This window comes from Variovorax saccharolyticus (genome assembly GCF_030316765.1).
GTDB classification, from domain to species: Bacteria; Pseudomonadota; Gammaproteobacteria; order Burkholderiales; family Burkholderiaceae_C; genus Variovorax; species Variovorax saccharolyticus.
The window spans coordinates 734546-756059 of sequence record NZ_JASZYT010000001.1 but is presented as its reverse complement, the minus strand read 5'-3'; the positions used below and the strand labels follow the sequence as shown (position 1 = coordinate 756059).

Annotated in this window: 19 protein-coding genes; 11 read left to right on the top strand and 8 right to left on the bottom strand. The window is 70.1% G+C overall.

Features of this window, described 5'->3' with window-relative positions:
- The first annotated feature begins 82 nt into the window (after positions 1–82).
- From QTI45_RS03745 to QTI45_RS03705, 9 genes are all read left to right on the top strand, one after another.
- The gene (locus QTI45_RS03745; RefSeq protein ID WP_286653534.1) at positions 83–1465 is read left to right on the top strand and encodes a DUF2868 domain-containing protein; all 1383 of its coding nucleotides are present in this window, start codon (positions 83–85) and stop codon (positions 1463–1465) included.
- Positions 1462–2880 (top strand): GTPase/DUF3482 domain-containing protein, encoded by a 1419-nt coding sequence (locus QTI45_RS03740; protein ID WP_286653533.1) that lies wholly within the window; start codon positions 1462–1464, stop codon positions 2878–2880. Before QTI45_RS03745 ends, QTI45_RS03740 begins: the two co-directional genes overlap by 4 nt.
- 53 nt (positions 2881–2933) lie before the next feature.
- A complete protein-coding gene (locus QTI45_RS03735) occupies positions 2934–3692 on the top strand; it encodes a glutamine amidotransferase (RefSeq protein ID WP_286653532.1) in 759 nt (252 codons plus the stop codon).
- A gap of 67 nt (positions 3693–3759) precedes the next feature.
- Positions 3760–6156, top strand: a complete 2397-nt coding sequence (locus tag QTI45_RS03730) for a penicillin acylase family protein (protein WP_286653531.1) — start codon at positions 3760–3762, stop codon at positions 6154–6156.
- A 124-nt stretch (positions 6157–6280) separates the two neighbouring features.
- The gene (locus tag QTI45_RS03725) at positions 6281–6919 is read left to right on the top strand and encodes a CDP-alcohol phosphatidyltransferase family protein (protein ID WP_286367407.1); all 639 of its coding nucleotides are present in this window, start codon (positions 6281–6283) and stop codon (positions 6917–6919) included.
- A gap of 68 nt (positions 6920–6987) precedes the next feature.
- Entirely contained in the window at positions 6988–8571 is a 1584-nt protein-coding gene (locus QTI45_RS03720; protein WP_286653530.1) for a phospholipase D family protein, read from the top strand.
- Between the two features lie 25 nt (positions 8572–8596).
- A complete protein-coding gene (locus QTI45_RS03715) occupies positions 8597–9211 on the top strand; it encodes a histidine phosphatase family protein (protein WP_286653529.1) in 615 nt (204 codons plus the stop codon).
- Between the two features lie 19 nt (positions 9212–9230).
- Complete coding sequence (locus QTI45_RS03710) at positions 9231–10190, top strand: DnaJ C-terminal domain-containing protein (RefSeq protein ID WP_286653528.1); 960 nt, start codon at positions 9231–9233, stop codon at positions 10188–10190.
- A 5-nt stretch (positions 10191–10195) separates the two neighbouring features.
- Positions 10196–10522, top strand: coding sequence for a chaperone modulator CbpM (locus tag QTI45_RS03705; protein ID WP_286367403.1), 327 nt, complete (start codon positions 10196–10198; stop codon positions 10520–10522).
- An 18-nt stretch (positions 10523–10540) separates the two neighbouring features.
- On the opposite strand, the gene QTI45_RS03700 is transcribed toward QTI45_RS03705, so the two are convergent.
- Positions 10541–12274, bottom strand: a complete 1734-nt coding sequence (locus QTI45_RS03700; RefSeq protein WP_286653527.1) for a dipeptidase — start codon at positions 12272–12274, stop codon at positions 10541–10543.
- A gap of 134 nt (positions 12275–12408) precedes the next feature.
- Between QTI45_RS03700 and QTI45_RS03695 the strand changes: the two genes are divergently transcribed.
- Positions 12409–13110, top strand: a complete 702-nt coding sequence (locus QTI45_RS03695; protein WP_286653526.1) for a hypothetical protein — start codon at positions 12409–12411, stop codon at positions 13108–13110.
- A 121-nt stretch (positions 13111–13231) separates the two neighbouring features.
- Here QTI45_RS03695 and mmsB read toward each other — a convergent pair whose 3' ends face one another.
- From mmsB to QTI45_RS03675, 4 genes are read right to left on the bottom strand one after another with little or no spacing between them, the layout of a single operon-like run.
- Positions 13232–14122: a 3-hydroxyisobutyrate dehydrogenase gene (gene mmsB / locus QTI45_RS03690; RefSeq protein ID WP_286653525.1), complete on the bottom strand. Its 891-nt coding sequence runs from the start codon at positions 14120–14122 to the stop codon at positions 13232–13234.
- A gap of 41 nt (positions 14123–14163) precedes the next feature.
- Positions 14164–15279, bottom strand: coding sequence for an enoyl-CoA hydratase/isomerase family protein (locus QTI45_RS03685; RefSeq protein ID WP_286653524.1), 1116 nt, complete (start codon positions 15277–15279; stop codon positions 14164–14166).
- On the bottom strand, positions 15276–16430 hold the full coding sequence (locus QTI45_RS03680; protein WP_286653523.1) for an acyl-CoA dehydrogenase family protein: 1155 nt from the start codon (positions 16428–16430) through the stop codon (positions 15276–15278). Before QTI45_RS03680 ends, QTI45_RS03685 begins: the two co-directional genes overlap by 4 nt.
- Positions 16431–16440: 10 nt before the next feature.
- Positions 16441–17964 (bottom strand): CoA-acylating methylmalonate-semialdehyde dehydrogenase, encoded by a 1524-nt coding sequence (locus QTI45_RS03675; RefSeq protein WP_286367397.1) that lies wholly within the window; start codon positions 17962–17964, stop codon positions 16441–16443.
- A gap of 106 nt (positions 17965–18070) precedes the next feature.
- Here QTI45_RS03675 and QTI45_RS03670 point away from each other — a divergent pair, with 106 nt between their 5' ends.
- On the top strand, positions 18071–18973 hold the full coding sequence (locus QTI45_RS03670; protein ID WP_286367396.1) for a LysR family transcriptional regulator: 903 nt from the start codon (positions 18071–18073) through the stop codon (positions 18971–18973).
- Between the two features lie 3 nt (positions 18974–18976).
- Here the strand turns inward: QTI45_RS03670 and QTI45_RS03665 are convergent, their stop codons facing one another.
- From QTI45_RS03665 to QTI45_RS03655, 3 genes are all read right to left on the bottom strand, one after another.
- Positions 18977–19768 carry an SDR family NAD(P)-dependent oxidoreductase gene (locus QTI45_RS03665; protein WP_286653522.1) on the bottom strand — a complete coding sequence of 264 codons (792 nt, stop codon included), beginning with the start codon at positions 19766–19768 and terminating at the stop codon, positions 18977–18979.
- A gap of 133 nt (positions 19769–19901) precedes the next feature.
- A complete protein-coding gene (locus QTI45_RS03660; RefSeq protein WP_286653521.1) occupies positions 19902–20507 on the bottom strand; it encodes a class I SAM-dependent methyltransferase in 606 nt (201 codons plus the stop codon).
- Between the two features lie 51 nt (positions 20508–20558).
- Positions 20559–21452, bottom strand: a complete 894-nt coding sequence (locus QTI45_RS03655) for a DMT family transporter (protein ID WP_286367393.1) — start codon at positions 21450–21452, stop codon at positions 20559–20561.
- Positions 21453–21514: the final 62 nt, after the last annotated feature.

The following is a 21514-nucleotide window of genomic DNA, read 5'->3' as shown; positions in this document are numbered from 1 at the left end:
CGGCCGCCGGCCTGGCTTCGACGGGCATAATTTCGCGCTCCACCCGGTGCGCGGCACCGTTCCCCCGTCGTGAAGGAAGCCGTTGAATCCCGTTGCGCTCCCCGCTTCGTTCCAGGACGCAGTGATCACCGAAGCGGTGAAGCTGGTCGAAGAGTCCGGGCCGCTAGCGGACGCTCAGGCCATGCGGCAGGCGATGAGCCTCGGCACCGATGCGCCCGGCCGGATCGTCGAACGCGCACGCATCCTGGGGCAGCGCCTCGGACTGCAGGCCGAAGTCGCGCGCGGACGCGCCTGGGCACCCTGGGTGCTGCTGGGCCTGGTCGCCCTGATCGTGCTTGCCGGGCTCACGCTGGCCGGCAACGTGCTCGGTGGCGGCCAGCGGCAGATCAACGTCGTGGTGGCGCTGGCCAGCCTGCTGGGCCTGCACCTGTTCACCCTTCTGCTGTGGCTCGCCGGGCTGGCGCTGCCGCTCGGTGCTTTCCCCGCCTCCTTCGGTTGGCTCTGGCTCAGTCTCACGGCCCGTGTCGCCGGCGGCCGCCACGGCCAGGCGCCGGTGTTGTTGCGCGCCACCACGCGGCTGCTGGCGCGTGCCCGGCTGCTGCCCTGGGCACTCGGCTTCGTGAGCCACGCGATCTGGACGCTGTCGTTCGCGGTCGTGCTGGCGGCGCTGCTGTTCGCACTGGCCTTCCGCAGCTACACGCTGAACTGGGAGACCACCATCCTCGACCCCGCGTTCTTCGTCCGCAGCGTTCAGCTGCTCGGGCAGGCGCCCGCCTGGCTGGGCTTTCCGGTGCCGGACGCGCAAGCCGTGCTGTCGCCGCTGGCGGCCGCTTCGGGCCAGCGCGCCTGGGCGCTGTGGCTCACCGGCTGCATCGTGGTCTACGGGCTGCTGCCGCGGCTGGCCTTCGCGCTGCTGAGCGCCGCCGTCTGGGCGCTGCGCAGGAAGGCCTTGCAGCCCGATCTCTCGGAGCCCGGCTTCCAGCGATTGCTGGCGCGCTTCGAGACGCTGGCGCCGCGGCAGATCGTCGATGCCGATCCCGGCGCCATGCCGCACGGCGCACCGGCGCACCTGTGGGCCGGCGACACCACCGACACGGCGCTGGCGATCGGCTTCGAACTGCCGCCCGAACAGCCCTGGCCCCCGGCCGGGCTGGACATCGGGACGGCGCAAGCGCTGCGAATCGACGGCAGCGCCGGCCAGCGGCGCGAACTGCTCGACGCGCTGGCCCGCATGCGGCCGCGCCGCGTGCGGATCGGCTGCCGCGCCGCCTCCACCCCGGACCGCGGCACCGAGCGCTTCCTGCGCGAGGTGATGGCCCTGTGCGGCGAATGCCGGCTGTGGCTGCTCGGCGACCCGGTCGACGCTGCGGCCCGGCTGCGCTGGCAGGCCTGGCTGGCCGATGCCGGCCTCCAGGAACTCGGCCCCATCGACACCACGGAGGCCGTGCTGCACGGCGCCGCATGACGACGCCGATCCGCATCGCCGTGGTCGGCCATGCCAACGCCGGCAAGACCTCGCTGTTGCGCACCCTGACGCGGCGCGTGAACTTCGGCGAGGTCTCCGAGCGCCCCGGCACCACGCGCCATGTCGAGGCGGTCGACCTGCAGGTCGACGGCGCGGCGGCGGTCCGCTTCCTCGACACGCCGGGCCTCGAGGATGCGGTGGCGTTGCGCGAGCACATCGATGCCCTCGACAAGGCAGCGACGCCGCCCGAGCGCATCCGCCTGTTCCTCCAGGGGCCCGAGGCGCACGGCGTGTTCGAACAGGAAGCGAAGGTGCTGCGCGCCCTGCTCGAGGTCGACGCCGCCTTCCTGGTGATCGATGCGCGCGAACCCGTGCTGCCGAAGTTCCGCGCCGAGATCGAACTGCTTAACGCCTGTGCACGGCCGCTGCTGCCGGTGCTGAACTTCGTGCGCGACGACCAGAGCCGCGAGACCGCGTGGAAGGAACTGCTGTCGGCCTACGGCTTGCACGTGGTCGTGCGATTCGATGCTGCGGCGCCTTTCGTCGGCGCCGAGCGCGAGCTCTACCGCGACCTCGCGACCCTGCTGCGCGACCGGCGCGCGCAGCTCGATCGGGTGGCGGCCGCCCTCGACGAGGAATCCGCCCGCCGCCGCCGATCGGCAGACAAGCGCATCGCCGACTTGCTGGTCGACGCCGCGTCGATGCGGCGCACCGCATCGGCGGCCGAGTTCGCCGATCCGTCGACCCGGCAGCGATCCATCGCCGATCTGCAGAAGAGCGTGTTCGACAAGGCCCAGCGCTGTGCCGACGACCTGATCGCGGTCTACGGCTTTCGCGAGGGCGATGCCGCCGAGGCCGCGCTGCCGCTGCTGGAAGGCCGCTGGGCGATGGACTTCTTCCATCCCGAGGCGCTGAAGGATGCGGGCATCCTGCTCGGCAAGGGCGTGGCCGTGGGGGCCGCCGTCGGCGTGGTGGCGGACCTCGCACTCGCCGGCCTGTCGCTCGGCGCCGGCGCCGCGCTGGGCGGCGCGATCGGCGGCGCCGTTTCGCAAGGCCTGGGGCCCCTGGGCCGCAAGCTCGTCAACAAGCTGCGCGACGTGCACGAACTGACGGTCGAAGACCGCGTACTGTTCGTGCTCGCCGCATGGCAGCTCGAACTGCTGCGGGCGCTCGAGCAGCGCGGCCATGCCGCGGTCGACCGCATCGCCGGCGCCGCCGGCGAGCCGGCACCGGCCGCGCAGCAGGCGCTGGCGGATCTGGTGCGGGCGGCACAGCCCGCGCGCAGCCACCCCGATTGGGAGGCCGGCGCGCGAGCACGCTGGCGCGAGGCGCCGCAGCGGCAGGCGCTGGTGGCCGACGTGGCGCGACGCCTGCCGGGCGCGATCGAGGCGCTGGACACGCATCGGGCGCGATGATTCAGAGGCCGGCCGGCGGCAGCCCGCGCTTGGCTTGCGGCATCATTCAGGGCATGGAAAACATCTGTCCCCGCCCACTCGCGATCATCAAGGTCGGCGAGACCTTCGCCGCCCTGCGCGATCAGCGCGGCGACTTCGAACACTGGATGGCCGCCGGTCTCGGCGACACGCGGCTGCCGGTGGTGGTGCTCGACCCCCGCCACGGCGACCACCTGCCCGCGCCCGAGCAGATCTCGGGCGCCATCGTGACCGGCTCGCACGCCATGGTCTCGCACCGCGAGCCCTGGAGCGAGGCCACCGGCCGCTGGCTCGCCCGACTCGTCGCCCACGGCACGCCGGTGCTCGGCATCTGCTTCGGCCACCAGCTGCTGGCCGACGCGCTCGGCGGCGAGGCCGGGGACCATCCGGGCGGCCTGGAGATCGGCACCGTCGAGGTCGAGCTTCGGCCCGAGGCCGCCGGCGACGCCCTCATGCACGACCTGCCGGCGCGCTTCGAGGCCCACGTGGTGCACCGCCAGAGCGCGCTGCGGCTGCCCGAAGGCGCAGTCCGGCTGGCCGGCAATGCCTTCGAGGCGACCCAGGCCTTTCGCGTCGGCGAGAACGCCTGGGGCCTGCAGTTCCATCCCGAGTTCGACGCCGACATCATGCGCGGCTACGTCGACCAGCTGGCCGACGACCTGCGCAGCCAGGGCGTCGATCCCTCGGCCCTGCGCGACCGGGTCGCGGCGACCCCGACCGCGGCGCAACTGCTCGGCCGCTTCGCCCACATCGCCGAAGAGCACGACGCCTTGGCGACAGCGCTCCCGGGTTAGCACGCTTCGCAGGCGTCGGGCCGGCCCCTGTAATCGACGGCTCTTGTCCACTCCCGAAGCCTCGAACATGATCCAGAACAAAAGTCCGCTGGGCGCCCCGGGCGCCATGGCGCTCGGCCTCGCCGCCCTGATCGCCGGCTGCGCCAGCACGCCCGCGCCGGGCACGCGCAGCGTGACGATCGAACGCACGACCTACGGCATCGCCCACATCACGGCGCCCGACTACGAAGGCGTGGCCTACGGCGTCGGCTACGCCCATGCGCAGGACAACGTCTGCCAGACCGCCGAGCACCTGCTGACCGTGCGCGGCGAGCGCTCGCAGTTCCTCGGCGCCGACGGCATGGGCGAGCTCGGCCTGGGCCGCGCGAAGAACGCCGAGATCGACCTCTTCGTGCGCTCGCACATGGACGACGCGGCGCTCGGACGGGCCGCCGCCGACCTCGGCCCCGATGTCCGCGCCTCGTTGCGCGGCTACGTGGCGGGCTACAACCGCTACCTGCAGGACGCGGGGCCGAACGGCCTGCCCGAGGCCTGCCGCGGCAAGCCCTGGGTGCGGCCGATGACGCAGGCCGACCTGTCGCGCACGACCGAGATGTTGATGATCCAGGGCGGCATCGGGGCGCTGGCCGCGGCGGTGCTCGCCGCCACGCCGCCGGCCGCCGGCGCCAAGACCTCCGCCGCCGAGGTCGACCTGCCGCAGGCCGTGGCGGAGATCGCGCGCCACAGCTTCAACGCCAATCCAGAAGGCGGCGAGTTCGGCTCCAACGGCTGGGCCTTCGGCCGCAATGCGACGCCCGACGGCCGCGGCCTGGTGCTCGGCAATCCGCACTTCCCCTGGACCGGCACCAACCGGTTCTGGGAACTGCACCTCACGATCCCCGGCAAGCTCGACGTCATGGGCGCGACCGGCGGACTGAGCCCGGTGGTGTCGATCGGCTTCAACAAGGACGTGGCCTGGACCCACACCGTGTCGACCGGCAAGCGCTTCACGATCTACGAACTCAAGCTCGATCCCGCCGACCCGACCAGCTACATCGTCGACGGCCGGCCGCGCAAGATGGTCGCCAGGACCGTCGTCCTGCCCGCGGCCGCCGCGGCACCGGGCGCCGCGCCGGCGCAGAAGACCTTCTACAGCACCGAATGGGGCCCGGTCATCTCGCTGCCCCGCGCCGGCCTCGGCTGGACCGACACCAAGGCCTACGCGATCCGCGACGTCAACACGCTGAACACGCGCTCGGCCCAGAGCTGGATGCAGATGGCGCTGGCGCGCAACGTGGGCGAGTTGCGCAGCGCGATGGGCAACCAGGGCACACCGTGGATCAACACCATCGCCGCCGACCGCGAAGGCAATGCGATGTACGCCGACCTGTCGGTGGTACCCGATGTCTCGGCCGAGCTGCTCAAGACCTGCGCCCCGTCGCCGGCCGCCGCGGTGCTGCTCGCCGCCGCCGGCCTGCCGGTGCTCGACGGCTCGCGCTCGGCCTGCGCCTGGACCCGGGACAGCGCGGCCGCCCAGCCCGGCGCGATCCCGCCGGCGCGCATGCCCGTGATCGTGACGCCGGACTGGGTGCAGAACAGCAACGACAGCTTCTGGCTCAGCAATCCGCGCATCGCGGCGCCGGCAGGCATCTCGCCGCTGGTCGGTTTCACCGGCACCACGCAGCGCCTGCGCACGCGCAGCGGCATCATGGAGATCGAAGGCCGGCTGGCCGGCAGCGACGGCCTCGCCGGCAACAAGATGGGCGCGGCGGACATGCGCAGCGTGATCTTCCGCGACAAGAACCTGGCCGGCATGCTGGTGATGGACGACCTCGCCGCAGCCTGCAGCGCCCAGGCAGCGGCGCTGGCCCCCGACCAGGCGCTGGGTTGCCGCGTGCTCGCCGGCTGGGACCGGACCAGCAACAGCGCCTCGAAGGGGGCGCCGCTGTTCCGCGAGTTCTGGCGCAAGGCCAAGGACGTGCCGAAGGTCTGGCGCGTGCCCTTCGACCCGGCGCGCCCGGTGGTCACGCCGGCCGGCCTCGACATGGCGACGCCCGCCACCCGCGACGCGGTCTTCAAGGCGCTCGGCGACGCGGTCGGCGCGGTGCGCGTGGCCGGCTTCGCAGCCGACGTGCCGCTGGCCGAGGTGCAATTCCGGATGGTGCGCGGCCAGAAGGTCACGATCCCGGGCGGCGACGAGTTCGAGGGCGTGCTCAACAAGGTCGAGAGCCAGGGCCAGTCCTACATCGACCCGAAGGGCTACAACATCAACTACGGCAGCAGCTACATCCAGGCCGTCGGCTTCGACGAGCGCGGCCCGGTGGCACAGGGCATCCTGACCTATGGCCAGAGCAGCAACCCGGCATCGCCGCGCTCCTACGACCAGCTGTCGCTGTTCTCGGCCAAGAAGTGGCACCCGCTGCCCTTCCACCGCGCCGACATCGAGGCCCAGCGCGAAGGCGCGCCCCTGCAGCTCGCCTACTAGGGCATCCTGACGCCCTGGCAGGCGTCGCCGCGCGGGCCGGACCCGCGCGGCATCAGAATGCGACTACACCCACCGGCTCGAGTTTGAGCTAAGGTGCCTGTCGCCGTTCTTCCTGGAATCCAGCATGTCCACTCCCGCACCCGCCCGCGCGCGCAAGCACTTCTCGATGATCCGCGGCTTCCACCTGGCCGATGCATTCACGCTCGGCAACGCGGCCTGCGGCGTCGGCGCCATCTTCCTGGCCATGGCCTACATGCGCAGCCAGTCGCTGGCGCATTTCCTCTGGGCCGCGGCGCTGGCGCCGGCGGCCTTCGTCTTCGACGTCTTCGACGGCCGCATCGCGCGCTGGCGCCAGACCCACTCGGCGCTCGGCCGCGAACTCGACTCGCTGGCCGACGTCATCTCCTTCGGCGTGCTGCCGGCCGCCCTGGCCTTCGCGGCCGGCCTGGACGGCGGCTGGGACTGCCTGCTGCTGATCTATTTCGTCTGCTGCGGCGTGAGCCGGCTGGCGCGCTACAACGTGACGGCCGAGGCGCTCTCCGAGGGCGCCGACAAGGTCAAGTACTTCGAGGGCACGCCGATCCCGACCAGCGTGGTGCTGGTCGGCGTGCTGGCGCTGGCGGCCTGGCAGGGCCGCATCGGCGACGCGGTGTGGGGCGGCGCCTGGGCGCTCGGGCCCTGGGTGCTGCATCCGCTGGCGCTGCTGTTCGGGCTCTCGGGCACCTTGATGATCAGCAAGACGCTGCACATTCCCAAGCTGTAGGCGCGCCGGTGGCGTGCGGCCTCGACCTGCCTAGAATGTCCCGCACACTCATTGCCGAGAAGCACGCCGTGTCAACATCCCTTTCGCGCGTCCTGGTCGTCTTCCTCCTCGGCTGGCTGGTGGCGGGTTGCTCCAGCCTGCCGGGCAAGGTCGAGCGGACCGAGTCGCAGGCGGTCGCCAATACCGCCGACACGCGGCTGGCCAAATCCTTCGCGCCGGCGCTGAAGGCCCATCCCGACAAGTCCGGCATCCGCGCCCTGCCGGCCGCCGAAGACGCCTTCGCCGCCCGCATCCTGCTGGCACGCCACGCGGATCGCAGCCTCGACCTGCAGTACTACATCTGGCGCAACGACACCACGGGCAAGCTCATGTGGCAGGCCCTGTGGGATGCGGCCGAGCGCGGCGTGCGCGTGCGCGTGCTGCTCGACGACGCCAACACCAGCGGACTCGACCCGATGCTGGCCGCCCTGGATGCCCATCCCAACATCGAGATCCGCCTCTTCAATCCGTTCGCGAACCGGCGCCTGCGGGCCGCCGACTTCGCCTTCGACTTCTCGCGCGTCAACCGGCGCATGCACAACAAGTCCTTCACCGCCGACAACCAGGCCACCATCGTCGGTGGCCGCAACATCGGCGACGAGTACTTCGGCGCCAACATGGAGCTCGGCTTCCAGGACCTCGACGTGGTGGCGGTCGGCCCGGTGGTGAGCGAGGTGTCGAACGCCTTCGACCTGTTCTGGAACAGCCCGTCGGCCTACCCGGCCGCGAGCCTGCTGGCAGCGCCGGGCCCGGACGCCCGGGCCGGCCTGCAGGCGAGCTGGGAGCAGGTGCAGCGCGACCCCGAGGCCCAGCGCTACATCGAGGCGGTGCGCCGGACCCCGCTGGTGCGCGAGATCGACGAGGGCCGGGTCACGCTCGACTGGACCACCGCGCACGTCATCCACGACAGCCCCGCCAAGGTGCTCGAGCCGACCGACCGCAGCGACCTGCAGATGATGCCCCTGCTGGTCGCGGCCTTCGGCCAGCCCAAGCGCGAACTGGACCTGGTCTCGCCCTATTTCGTTCCGGGCCAAGACGGCACGAAGTCGCTGGTGACCCTGGCCGGCTCGGGCATCAAGGTGCGGGTGCTGACCAACTCGCTGGCGGCCACCGATGTCAGCGCGGTGCATGCCGGCTACAGCAAGTACCGCAAGCAGCTGCTCGAAGGCGGCGTCCGGGTCTACGAGCTGAAGCCGGGCGATGCGGTGCCGCCGCCCGACAAGGCGCGCGACGAGGGCGGCTCCGGCGGCCTGCCGGGCAGCGGCAGCCGCGGCAGCTCGGCGGCCAGCCTGCACGCCAAGACCTTCGGCGTCGATCGCGAGCGCATCTTCGTCGGCTCCTTCAACCTCGATCCGCGCTCGGCCCGGCTCAACACCGAGATGGGCGTGATCATCGACAGCCCGCAGCTGTCGGGACAGCTGGCCGGGCAACTCGACACCGTGATTCCGAACAAGGCCTTCGAGGTGCGGATGCAGCCCGACGGACGCGGCATCGAATGGATCGACCGCACCCCGCAGGGTGAGACGCGCTACACCACCGAGCCCGGTGCCGGTGCGCTCAAGCGCTCGTGGATCGATCTGCTCGAGATCCTGCCGATCGAATGGCTGCTGTAACTCTCTCCACGAAAGACCCGAATCGATGAATCCCGGCCTGCTCCAACTCGCCACCCTGGCCGCGGCACGGCCGCTGTCGCCGGCCTGCGACCACTTCTACTTTCTGCGCCACGGCCAGACCGAATGCAATGCGCGCCGCATCTTCCAGGCCGCCGACGAGCCGCTCAGCGCGCTGGGCCTGCAGCAGGCGGCGCGCGCCGCCGAACTGCTCGCCGGCGAGCCGATTCGAAGCATCGCCAGCAGCAACGTGCATCGCGCGCTGACCACCGCGCACACGGTGTCGGCGCCGCACGGCATCGCACCGCTGGTGCATGAAGGCTTGCGCGAACGCCACTTCGGCGCGCTCATCGGCACCTCGTCCGCGAACATCGACTGGGCCTGCGCGCCCGAGGGCGGCGAGACCCTGCCCGAGTTCGTCGAGCGCAAGCGCGCGGCGCTCGAAGCCGCGCTTGCACAGCCGGCGCCGGTGCTGGTGGTGGCGCATGGCGGCTCGCTCTACGTGCTGGCCGCGCTGCTCGGCGTGCCGGTCGACATGGACCTGCTCGGCAACGCGCAGCCGCTGCGCTTCGAGCGCGAAGGCGGGGCCTGGCGCATCACGCCGCTGCTGCAGCAAGTCGACGGCGGCGCTGCCATCGCCTGAACACGCTTCACGGACCACCATGGACTTCAAGGACTACTACAAGACGCTGGGCCTCGAACGCGGTGCCTCGGAGGACGAGGTCCGCAAGGCCTACCGCAAGCTGGCGCGCAAATACCACCCCGACGTCAGCAAGGAACCCGACGCCGACCAGCGCATGCGCGAGGTCAACGAGGCCAACGACGTGCTGCGCGACAAGGACAAGCGCGCCGCCTACGACCAGCTGGCCGACCACGTGGCGCGCGGCGGAAGTCCGGACGGCGGATTCAAGCCGCCGCCGAACTGGGACGAAGGCTTCGAGTTCCACCGCGGCCCGAACCAGGGACCGGCCGACCACGCGGACTTCAGCGAGTTCTTCTCGTCGGTGTTCGGTGCCGCCGAACGCCGCGAGGCCGAGCGGCGCAACTACCGCGCCCGCGGCGAAGACCATCACGCGGCGATCGAGATCGCGCTCGAGGACGCGCTCAACGGCGCCGAGCGCGAGATCACGCTGCGCTCGCAGGAGCTCGCGGCCGACGGCCGGCCCGAATTCAAGACCCGCACGCTCGCCGTGAAGATCCCGCCCGGCGTGCATCCGGGCCAGTACATCCGGCTCGCGGGCCAGGGCATGCCGGGCCATGGCGGCGAGCCGGCCGGCGACCTGTACCTCGAAGTGCGCATCGCGCCGCACAAGCTGTACCGGGTCGAGGACCGCGACCTCTACATGACCTTGCCGATCACGCCGACCGAAGGCGCGCTCGGCGCCCAGGTCAAGGTGCCGACGCCGGGCGGCGGCGTGGTCGAGGTCACGGTGCCGCGCAACGCGCGCAACGGCCTCAAGCTGCGCCTCAAGGAGCGCGGCCTGCCCGGCAAGCCCCCCGGCAACCTCTACCTGCTGCTGGAGATCGCCCTGCCGCCGGCCGACACCGACGCCGCGCGCCAGGCCTACGAGCAGCTCGCACAGGCGGCGCCCTTCGATCCGCGCCGCCATCTCGGAGTGTGACGACCATGACTTCCTCCGTGTCCATCACGACCACCACCCTGAGCGCCTCCCACCCCCTGGCCGCCAGCGAACTCGCGCATGCCTGCGGCGCCCAGATCGACTGGGTGGTCCAGCTGGTCGAGGTCGGCATCATCGAATCGCGAACCCCGGCCCAAGGGCCGGACGACTGGCGCTTCCATGGCAGCGACCTGCAATGCGCACTCGAGGCCCGACGGCTCGAGCGCGACTTCGGCGTCGGGCTCGAGGCAGCGGCACTGATCCTCGATCTCGAGCACGAGGTGCGCCGGCTCAAGAGCGTGCTGCGGGCGCAGGGGCTCGGGCGCGAGATCTGAGCGCGCCTGAAGGCCCTGCTACTGCATCGTCTTCAGGTTGCCGATCCGAACCAGCATCTCGGTGAACATCTGCATGTCGGCGTCGAGGTCGGCGAGTTCCTTGTATTCCTTGGCGTTGTGCGCCGTGTATTTCTTGCCGGGCATGGCCGGGCCGAAGTTGATCGCGTTCGGCATCAGCTTGGCGGTGGTGCTGCCCGCGGTCGGCACCGGCTTGGCTTCGAGGCCGGTGGTGTCGCCGAAGATGTTGAGCAGGGTCGCCAGCCAGGCGCCCTTCGGGTCGCGCGCCATCCAGTCGCCCTGCTGGTAGTCGATCTCGATCCGGGCCTGGCTCGCCACGGCCCAGTCGTCGACCTTTTCCTTGATGGCGGCGGTCAGCTTTTCCGGCGTGTTGCCACGCGGCATGCGCACGTTGGCCGTCACTTCGAGCTTGCCGTCCTTTTCGCGGATCAGGTTGGGCGACATCGTCAACGGCCCCATGAAATCGTCCTGGTAGCCGACGCCCAGCTTCTCGCCGAGGTAGCCGGTGCCATAAAGGTCGACCAGGTAGCGCACCGCCTTGGTGTAGTGATTGCCCGCCGTCACCACGCCGGACTCCTGCAGGAAGAGCGCCAGCCGCGGCAGCGGATTGATGCCCTCCTCGGGCCGCGAACCGTGCGCCGACACGCCCGTGACCTTGACCTCGATGCTGTCGGCGCCCTTCACGATGTCGATGCCGAACTTGCCGCCCTGGCCCTCGTACTTGCGGATGAAGGGACCCTTGACGAATTCGAGCCGGGCGGCGACCTGCGCCAGGTCGCCGCCCTTCAGCGTGGCGGTCGCGGTCTGCGGCACGGCATTGGCGGCCGAGGCCCCGGCCATCGCGGTGATCGCGGTGCGAACCGCGCTGCTGCCGTCGGCCGCTTCCACCGGGAAGAAGACCTTCAGCGCGCCCGACCCCTTCTCGGCGACCACTGCCGGGTACTTGCTGTCGAGCACGATGTTGTACTCGGGCAGCGGCGTCTTGGCCCGGTAGTACTTCATGCCGTCGCCGCCGGTTTCCTCGGTGGTCTCGATCATCAGCCGGATGGTGCGGGCCAGCGGCAGGCCGCTCTCCTTCACGGCCTTCATCGCGTACAGCACCGCGGCGATCGATCCCTTGTCGTCGATGGTGCCGCGTCCGTACAGGGTGTCGCCGACGCGCGTCATCTTGAAGGGGTCGAGCCGCGTGCCGTCGTCGAGCACCCACTCGTCGGCCACCACCGGCACCACGTCGGCGTGGGTCAGGATGCCGAATTCCTCGGTGCCGCGTCCGGGCAGCTTGACTTCGAAGATCCGGTTGTCGACATTGCGGTATTGAAGCCCGAAATCCCTGGCCATCTTCTCGACCAGGCGGCCGAACTCGATGATCGGCGGACTCTCGTGCGGCGGCACCTTGTCGTCGCGCACAGTCGGGATCGCCACCATCGCCTCGATCGACGAGAGCACGGCTTTCTGGTTGTGCAGCCGGTTGTAGAGACCGAGCAGACGCGCGATCTGGGTCAGGTCGTCGCCCGCCAGCGGCCGTTTCTGTTCATAGGCCGCAATGGCCGGCTTGAGCTTCGGGTCTGCCTTGGCGACCTGCGCGAGAAAGGCCCTGAAGCTCGGCGACGGCGCCGCCTGCTGGGCCGCGGCAAGGCGGTCGAGCTCGGGCTTCTTGAGGGTTTCGGCGAGCACCGGGGCCGAGAGGCCCAGCGCGAGGCCGATCGAGAGCAGGGAGAGTCGGGGTCGATTCATGGCGAGAATCCAGCGTGAGGATCGAGGTCGCGGGCGTGCCGGAAGCGGGCCGCCGGAAGTAGGCGGCGACTGGCAGACACCGCGCTGCGGAGGATGGAAAGTACAGACTTGCATTTTGAGCCCGAGGAGCCTTCATGCCGGTGATTTGCCCCGTCTGCCAAACCGAAAATCGCGATGCCGCGAAGTTCTGTCATGGCTGCGCGCGCAAGCTTCCCGGCTTCGCGGCCACCGGCCCCTCGGTGCTGGACATCATGCGGCTGAAGCGCCCGGCCGCCGGCGCGCTGCCCGCGCGCGACCCTTCGAGCCTCGCATCCCAGAACGCGCCACGCGGATTCTGGATCGGGCTCGGCGCGATCATGCTGGCGGTCGCGATCGGCTTCGGCGGCTGGTTCGGCTACGTGACCCGCAAGGTGCCCGCGCGCGCCCAGGTCGCAGCGCCGGTTGCCGTCGCGCAGCCACAGCCGCGGCAGGCGCCGGCAGAACCCGGGCCTCCGGCGCCGGTCCCGCTCGGCTCGTCGCTGGCGGCCGGCGAAGCCGAGGTCGCTGCAGTCGCCCCCTCGGTGCCGCGCGAAGACATCGCACCGCCACTGGTGCCGCATCCGGCACCGGCGGCGCCGCTCGCGCGCCGGACGCCGGCCGCGCCCTCGCCCACGGTGCCGCGCAGCGCGGCCCTCGACCCGCGCCAGGGCTGCCAGCACCTGAATTTCTTCGCCGCCGCGCGTTGCGAGGCCGCGCATTGCGACCAGGCCGCCTATGCCCGGCATCCGCGCTGCGACGCGGTGCGGGAAGACCGCCGGCGCGACCTGGCCCGACGCAACCCGACGCTGGGCACCTGACTGAAGCTGACCGGCGAGCGCGATGCCGGCCGGCTCAGGCCGCCGCCGGGCCGCCCCAAGGCGGACTGCGGCCCCCTCGGGGGGCAGCGACCACACGCAGTGCGGGAGCGTGGGGGCTCTCTCAGGCCGCCCTGGCCTGCACCAGCTTGATCACGCTGGAGAAATCGAGCGCCCCGTGGCCGCCGAGGCTGTGCGCCGCATACAGGTTGCGCGCCAGCCCGCCGAGCGGCGTCGAGGCCCGCACCGCGGCCGCGTTCTCCTGTGCCAGGCCCAGGTCCTTGAGCATCAGGTCGGTGCCGAAGCCGCCCGCGTAGCCCTTGGAGGCCGGCGCGTTCTCCATCACGCCGGGCAGCGGGTTGTACTTCTCGAGCGCCCAGTTGCCGCCCGAAGAGCGCCGCATGATCTCGGACAGCACCTTCGGATCGAGCCCGTTGGCGACACCCAGCGCGATCGCCTCCGAGGTGCCGATCATGAGGATGCCGAGCAGCATGTTGTTGCAGATCTTGACGGTCTGGCCGGCACCCGCGGCGCCGGCGTGGAAGATGTTCGCGCCCATCTTCTCGAGCACCGGGCGGGCGCGCTCGAGGTCGGCCTCGGAGCCGCCGACCATGAAGGTCAGCGTGCCCGCGATCGCGCCGCCGGTGCCGCCCGACACCGGGGCGTCGATCACCGCCACGCCGCGCGCAGCGCCGGCCTCGGCGAGCTTGCGCGAGGTCGCGGCCGCGATGGTGCTGCTGTCGATCACCAGCGCGCCGGCGGGAATCTTCTGGAGCAGCCCGTCGCCGCCGAGGTAGAGGCCCTCGACGTGCGCGCTGGCCGGCAGCATGCTGATCACGACCTCGGCCCCCTCCACCGCGGCTGCGGCCGATGCGGCGACCGCCAGGCCCTCGGCGGCGAACTTCCTGCAGGCCTCGGCCGAGAGATCGAAGGCACTCAGCGTGTGGCCGGCCTTCTGCAGGTTGAGGGCCATCGGGCCGCCCATGTTGCCGAGGCCGATGAAAGCGATCTTCATGTCGTGTGTCTCCGTTCTTGCGTGAATGCGTTGCAGCGCGCTCAGGCGAGCGACGCCAGTTCGGGTGCCATCTCGCCGCGCGGGCGCAGGTGGTCTTCGATGAAGGCCGGCGTGATCTCCTCGAGCGTCGCCGGCTTCCAGGCCGGATTGCGGTCCTTGTCGATCAGCAGCGCGCGGATGCCTTCGGCGAAATCCTTGTGGGCGCAAAAGCCCAGCGAGGCCCAGTATTCGAGCCTGAACACCTCGGCCAGCGACATGCGGTGCACGCGCTGCCAGAGCGCGAAGCTCAGGGCGGCCGAACTCGGCGCGCCCTTGCCGAAGGTCTTCGCGGCGGTCTGCAGCCACGGGTCTTCGCTGTGCAGCTGGCGCAGCCGCCCGGCGATGTCGAGCAGGTCGTCGCCGGCCATCAGCGCATTGATCGTGTCGAAGTGCTCGCGCAGTTTCGAGGGCGGCAGCGCGGCGCCCTCGCCCGCCTGCGCCAGCACCCGCGACAAGGTGGCGCGGTCGGCCTGCGGCTCGGCCTGCCAGGGTGCCGAGGCGATCGACTCGAGCACCTGCGTCTTCTTCTCGTGCGGCACCAGCAGGTCGGCCAGGCCGCAGAAGATCGCGTCCGCCGCATTCAACGGCGCGGCCGTGAGCGCCAGGAACAGGCCCACGCGGCCCGGCATGCGGCGCAGGAACCAGCTGCCGCCGACGTCCGGGTAGAGGCCGATGTTGATCTCGGGCATCGCCACCCGGCTCTGCGCCGTGACCACGCGGTGCGAGGCACCCGACATGAGTCCGACGCCGCCCCCCATCACGATGCCGTGGCCCCAGCACAGGAAGGGCTTCGGGAAGGTGTGGATCAGGTGGTCGAGTTCGTACTCCTCGGCGAAGAAACGCTCGGCGTATTCATTGCGTTCCGGACCGCATTCGAGCAGGGTCTGGTAGAGCTGGCGCAGGTCGCCGCCGGCGCAGAACGACTTCTCGCCCGCGGCATCGAGCAGCACGCCGACGATGCCCGCGTCCTCGGCCCACTCGCGCAGCTTCGGCGTCAGCAGCCGCACCATCGCGACCGACAGCGAATTGAGCGAGGCCGGCGCATTGAGCGTGGCAACGCCGAAGCGCTTGCCGTTGGCGGCCTTGATTTCATTGAAGAGAACTACGGAGTCGGTCATCGGATGTCGGTATCGCCTTCGAGGAGTTTGCGCGCGACGATCACGCGCATGATTTCATTGGTGCCTTCGAGGATCTGGTGCACGCGCGCATCGCGCACCAGCCGCTCCAGCGGGAATTCGCTCAGGTAGCCGTAGCCGCCGTGCAGCTGCAGCGCATCGTTGCAGACATTGAAGCCGGCATCGGTCGCGAAGCGCTTGGCCATCGCGCAATAGGTGCTCGCATCGGCATGGCCGGCATCGAGCTTGCTCGCGGCCAGCCGCACCATCTGCCGCGCCGCCACCAGCTCGGTCGCCATGTCGGCCAGCTTGAACTGCAGCGCCTGGAAGCTGGCCAGCGGCTTGCCGAACTGCTGGCGCTCGTGCAGGTAGCGCCGGGCCGCGTCGAGTGCGCCCTGCGCCGCGCCGACCGAGCAGGTCGCGATGTTGATGCGGCCGCCGTCGAGCCCCTTCATGGCGATGCGGAAGCCCTCGCCTTCGCTGCCCAGCAGGTTCTCGGCCGGCACCCGCACGTCGTCGAAGTCGATGGTGCGCGTGGGCTGGCTGTTCCAGCCCATCTTGTGCTCCTTCTTGCCGTAGCGGATGCCGGGCGCTTCGGCCGGCACCGCCAGCGCCGAGATGCCGCCCGCGCCGCCGCCGCCGGTGCGCGCCATCAGCACCAGCACGTCGGTGGAACCGGCGCCCGAGATGAAGGCCTTGCCGCCATTGATCACGTACTCGTTGCCCTGCAGTTCGGCACGGGTCTTGAGCGATGCGGCGTCCGAGCCGGCGCCGGGCTCGGTCAGGCAGTACGAGGCCAGCTTGCGTCCGCTGGTCAGGTCCGCGCCCCAGCGCTGGCGCACCGCCGGGCCGCCCCAGGTGCCAAGCATCCAGGTCGCCATGTTGTGGATCGTGATGAAGGCCGTGGTCGAGGGATCGACCGCGGCCATCTCCTCGAACACCAGCGTCGCATCGAGGCGAGGCAGCCCCAGGCCGTCGATGCTCTCGGGCGCATAGAGGCCGCAGAAGCCGAGCTCGCCGGCCCTGGCGATGGCTTCCTTCGGGAAGATCGCCTCGGTGTCCCAGCGCGCCGCGTGTGGCGCGAATTCGTTCAGGGCAAAGTCGCGCGCCGTCTGGGCAAAGGCGCGCTGCTCCTCGGTCAGCTCGAAGTCCATGCGGACGAGCTTACTTGAGGCTGATGGTCGTGTTGACGCCGTGCGAAACGGTGCTGTCGTCGAACCAGCGCGAGGTCACCGTCTTGGTCTGCGTGTAGAACAGGATCACCTGCTTGCCGTACGGCCCCAGGTCGCCGAGCTTCGAAGCGCGCGAGCCGGTGAACGAGAACATCGGCACCGGCACCGGGATCGGCACGTTGATGCCGACCTGGCCGACGTCGATGTCTTCCTGGAAGCGGCGCGCCGCCGCGCCCGACTGCGTGAAGATCGCGGTGCCGTTGCCGTTCGGGTTGGCGTTGATCATCTCGATCGCCTCGTCGATGCTCTCGGCGTTGGCCAGGCAAAGCACCGGGCCGAAGATTTCCTGCTCGTAGATCGTCATGCCGGGCTTGACGTCGGCGAACACCGTCGGGCCGACGAAGTTGCCCTTCTCGTAGCCGGGCACGCTGGGCTTGCGGCCATCGAGCGCCAGGGTCGCGCCGTCGGCCACGCCGCGTTCGATCAGGCCGTTGACGCGGTCGTAGGCCGCGCAGGACACCAGCGGGCCGACGTCGACACCCTTGTCCGTGCCGGCGCCGATCTTCAGCGTCTTGGCCTTCTCGACCAGGTCGGGCACCCACTTCTGCGCATCGCCGACCAGCACCGCCACCGACACCGCCATGCAGCGCTGCCCCGCCGCACCGAAGCTCGCGCCGGCCAGCGCGTTGAGCGTCTGCTCCTTGTTGGCGTCGGGCATCACGATCGCGTGGTTCTTCGCGCCCATCATGCATTGCACGCGCTTGCCGGCCAGCGTGGCGCGGTTGTAGACGTGGGTGCCGACCTTGGTCGAGCCGACGAAGGAGATCGCCTTGATGTCCTTGTGGTCGCAGATCGCGTTGACCACCGCCTCGCCGCCATGCACCACGTTGAGCACGCCGGCCGGGATGCCGGCCTCGAGGGCCAGTTCGCACAGGCGCATCGTGACCATCGGGTCCTGCTCGGAGGGCTTCAGCACGAAGGTGTTGCCGGTGACGATCGCCATCGGGAACATCCACAGCGGGATCATCGCCGGGAAGTTGAAGGGGGTGATGCCGGCGCAGACGCCCAGCGGCTGCATCAGCGTGTAGGTGTCGACGCCGTTGGCCACGTTGTTGGCCATCTCGCCGAGCTGCAGGTTGCCGATGGCGGCCGCATGCTCGACCACCTCGAGGCCGCGGAACACGTCGCCCTCGGCATCGGGCAGGGTCTTGCCCTGTTCGGCCGTGAGGATCGCGGCCAGCTCGCCCATGTTCTCGCGGATCAGCTGCTGGTACTTGAGGAAGATCCGGGCGCGCGCGCCGATCGGGGTCTTGCGCCAGGTCTGGAAGGCTTCCTTGGCGGAAGCGACCGCGGCGTCGATCTCGGCCGGCGTCGCGAACGGCACCTTGGCCAGCACCTGCTGCGTGGCCGGATTGACGATGTCTCGCCACTCAGTGGTCTTCGACTCGACGAACTTGCCGCCGATGAGCAGCTTGACGGTGGCGACCTGGGTCGCGGGCGTGGTGGTGGCGTCCATGTGAACTTGTCTCCTTGAATGGGGGTCTGCAGCGGCCGATGCTAGCTTTGCACTTTTGCCATGGCAATAGACAAATATGCACCTTTGATCTGCATAATTGCAGATCATGGACTGGGACAACCTGCGCTTCTTCCTCGAACTCTCGCGCACCGGCACGCTGGTCGGCGCGGCCCGGCGGCTGGCGGTCGACCACACGACGGTGGCGCGGCGCATCCAGGCGCTCGAGAAGCAGGTCGGCGGCGCCCTCTTCTCGCGCGAGGCCGACGGCCATCGCCTGACCGAAGCCGGCCGCAGGCTGCAGCCGCAGGTCGAGGCGATGGAGGCCGCCTTCCGCACGGTCGAGCGTTCGGCGCCGGCCTCGCAGGAGGGCCTGTCGGGCCTGGTGCGGATCGGCGCCACCGAGGGCTTCGGCACCGTGGTGCTGGCGCCGCAGCTGGCGCTGTTCGCGCAGGCGCACCCCAAGCTGGTGATCGACCTGCTCGCCATGCCGCGGCTGGTGCACCTGTCGCGGCGCGAGGCCGACATCGTGATCTCGCTCGAACGGCCGGCCCGCGGGCCGGTGGTCGTGGCCAAGCTCAGCGACTACGTGCTGCGCCTCTACGCGTCGAGGCAGTACCTGGCGAAGCACGACCCGATCCGCACGCGCGAGGACCTGCGGGGCCATACCTTCGTGAGCTATGTCGACGACCTGCTGTTCAGCAAGGAACTGCAATACCTCGACGAGCTCTACAAGCCCGATTCGTTCGCGCTGCGCAGCACCAGCATCCTGGCCCAGCACCAGGCCACGGCGGCGGGCGCGGGCATCGCGGTGCTGCCGGCCTTCATCGCCGAGCGCGACAAGTCGCTGCGCCGCGTGCTGCCGGCCGAGGCCAACTTCACGCGCACCTTCTGGATGTCGGTGCCGGCCGAGACGCGGCACCTGGCGCGCATGAAGGCGGTGTGGGATTTCCTGCGCGAGACGGTGGAGGCGCAGCGGGGCGTACTGCTGCCGCAGGGGAACGAGGGCTGAAGCCTAGAACGCGCTTTTCGTGCAGCCGCCGTCCACCCGAAGCGCCGCCCCCGTGGTCCCCGATGAAAGCGGGCTTGCAATGTAGGCCACCATGGAAGCGATCTCCTCCGGCGTCTCGAACCTCTTGATGAGGGAGGTCGGTCGCACCTTCTCGAAGAACTCCTGCTCATAGGCCTCGAAGGACTTGCCATCAGCCTTGGCGAGCGCCTCCACGAATTCGCCGACGCCGCGCGACCGGGTCGGACCCGGAAGAACGCTGTTGACCGTGATTCCGGAGCCGGCGACGGCCTCGGCCAGGCCGCGGGAGACCGCCAGCTGCGCCGTCTTCGTCATGCCGTAGTGGATCATCTCCGAGGGAATCTGGACCGCGCTCTCGCTCGAAATGAAGATGATGCGCCCCCAGTTGGCGCGCCTCATCGCGGGCAATACCAGGCGCGCCAGGCGGACGCCGCTCAGGACATTCACATCGAAGAAGCGCGTCCAGTCTTCGTCCGGAATCTCTTCGAACGGCTTGGGTTCGAAGATGCCGAGGTTGTTGACCAGGATCTCGATGTCCGGGTACTTCGCCACCAGGGCCTGCGCAGCGGCGGCCGTGCTCAGGTCACCGGCGAAGCCGATGACCTCGCCGCCTTCCGCCGCCTTGATCTGAGCGACCGAGGCGTCCACCGACTTCTGCGATCGCCCGTTGACGATGACGCGTGCACCCTCCGCTGCCAGGGCCTGCGCGATGGCGAATCCGATGCCTGCCGTGCTGCCGGACACCAGCGCCAGCTTGCCTGTGAGTTGGAGATTCATCGAGCGTGCCCTTCAAGGAAAAATGGCGGGCGCTGCCAGGCGGCGTCGTGCCGCTGCGGTGGACTGGCCCTGGAGGTTCGAAAGCGTAGGGGAATTCAAGGCCGCCGTCGAGCGGCCGCCGCCGAGTGACCGGCTACTCCTGCGCGCATTCCAGCGAGAACAGCGGAACATCGGCGCGTCGGCTGAGCCACAAGCCGCCGCCCAGGCCCTGGAACTTCCTCGACAGGCCCCGCCGGTACATCTCCGCCCGGTGCCGGAAAAGCAGCGGGTCCGTGAGCTCCTCGTCGACGATGTCGTTCTCGTAGTCCTCGAGGGTCACGGCCTCGACGTAGAGCGCGCCATGGCTCAGCGTCCCGAGGTTGCGCAGGGCGCGCTTGAGGTCGACCGGACTCAGATAGGCCAGAACGCCCTGGCAGATGACGAAGTCGAACGGCTCCCGGGCCTGGTAGTCCACGACCGAGCCACGCTCCCAGCCGTAGCGACCGCACAGGTATTCGCTGACCTCGACGCCTTGATATCTCGCCTGCGGAAAGTGACGGGCGACGATGTCGCGCCACAGCCCGACACCGCAACCGACGTCCAGCACGCGACGCACGGGGACGCGCAGGTACTTCAGGTAGGAACTCACGAAGGCGCCCAGGCGCTCGACATGCTGCGGGTCGGCTACCTTGGTCTTCTGGTCGAAATAGTAGCGCGCGTAGTACGACTCGTCGAAGTTCGCGGCATCAGCAGATTCCATGCATGAATCCTACTCGTACGCGCTGTCGCCCTTGGCGATGCCGGCAGCGGTTCACGCGGCCTGCCGCTTCTGCCGTGCGGACCTTGGCGCTTCGCTGCGCGCCAGCCACAGCCCGCTCGCGATGATCAGCGCTCCGCCACCCAGCGTCCATGCATCGGGCGCGGCCTGCCAGAACAGCCAGTCCAGCACCAGCGCCCAGGCGAGAGCGCTGTATTCGAAGGGGGCGATGGCGGCGGCCTGGCCGTGGCGGAAGGCCTCGGCGATCGCCATCTGGCCCAGAAAGCCGCTGATGGCCAGACCCGCGAGCACCCACGTGTGCTGGGCCTGGATCGGCACCCATTGCGGCGCCGACAACAGGCTGCCGCCGAGCGCCATGCCTGCGGTCGTCCAGAAGACCAGGGCGGCGCTCGATTCAGTGCGGCTGATGAGCCGGCCCAGCATGTTCGACAGCGCATAGCAGACGGCGGCCACGAGCACCGCCAGCGCGCCCATCGAGAGGAAGGCCCCCTGCTCGGGCCGCAGTGCGATCACGACACCGGCGAAGCCCAGTCCGATGGCGATCCAGTGCCGCGGCTGGACCGACTCGCCCAGCATCGGCACGGCAATGAGCACCATCAGCAGCGGCGCGATGAAGCTGAGCGTGTACGCCTCGGCCAGGCCCAGGGACTTGAGGCCATAGACGAACAGCACGAGCATCGTCATGTTCAGCGCGGTGCGCAGCAGGTGCAGGCGCCAGCGCAGCCGGCGATTGAAGACGCCGGCAGCCTCGCGCCGCCAGGCGATGTACAGGCACACCAGGGGCAAGGCCGTGAGACCGCGCAGCGCCATCACCTGCACCGGCGGGTAGTGCCCGGCCAGGGTCTTGAGCAGCGCGTCCATGCTGGCGAAAAAGGCGCAAGCCAAGAGCATCGCAGCGATGCCGCGCAGGGTTCCGGTCGGGTGCATGGGGGGAAGGGTCGTCTCGCGGCAGCGGCCGGGGAACGGCCTTGTTCTTGACCGCATAGCAT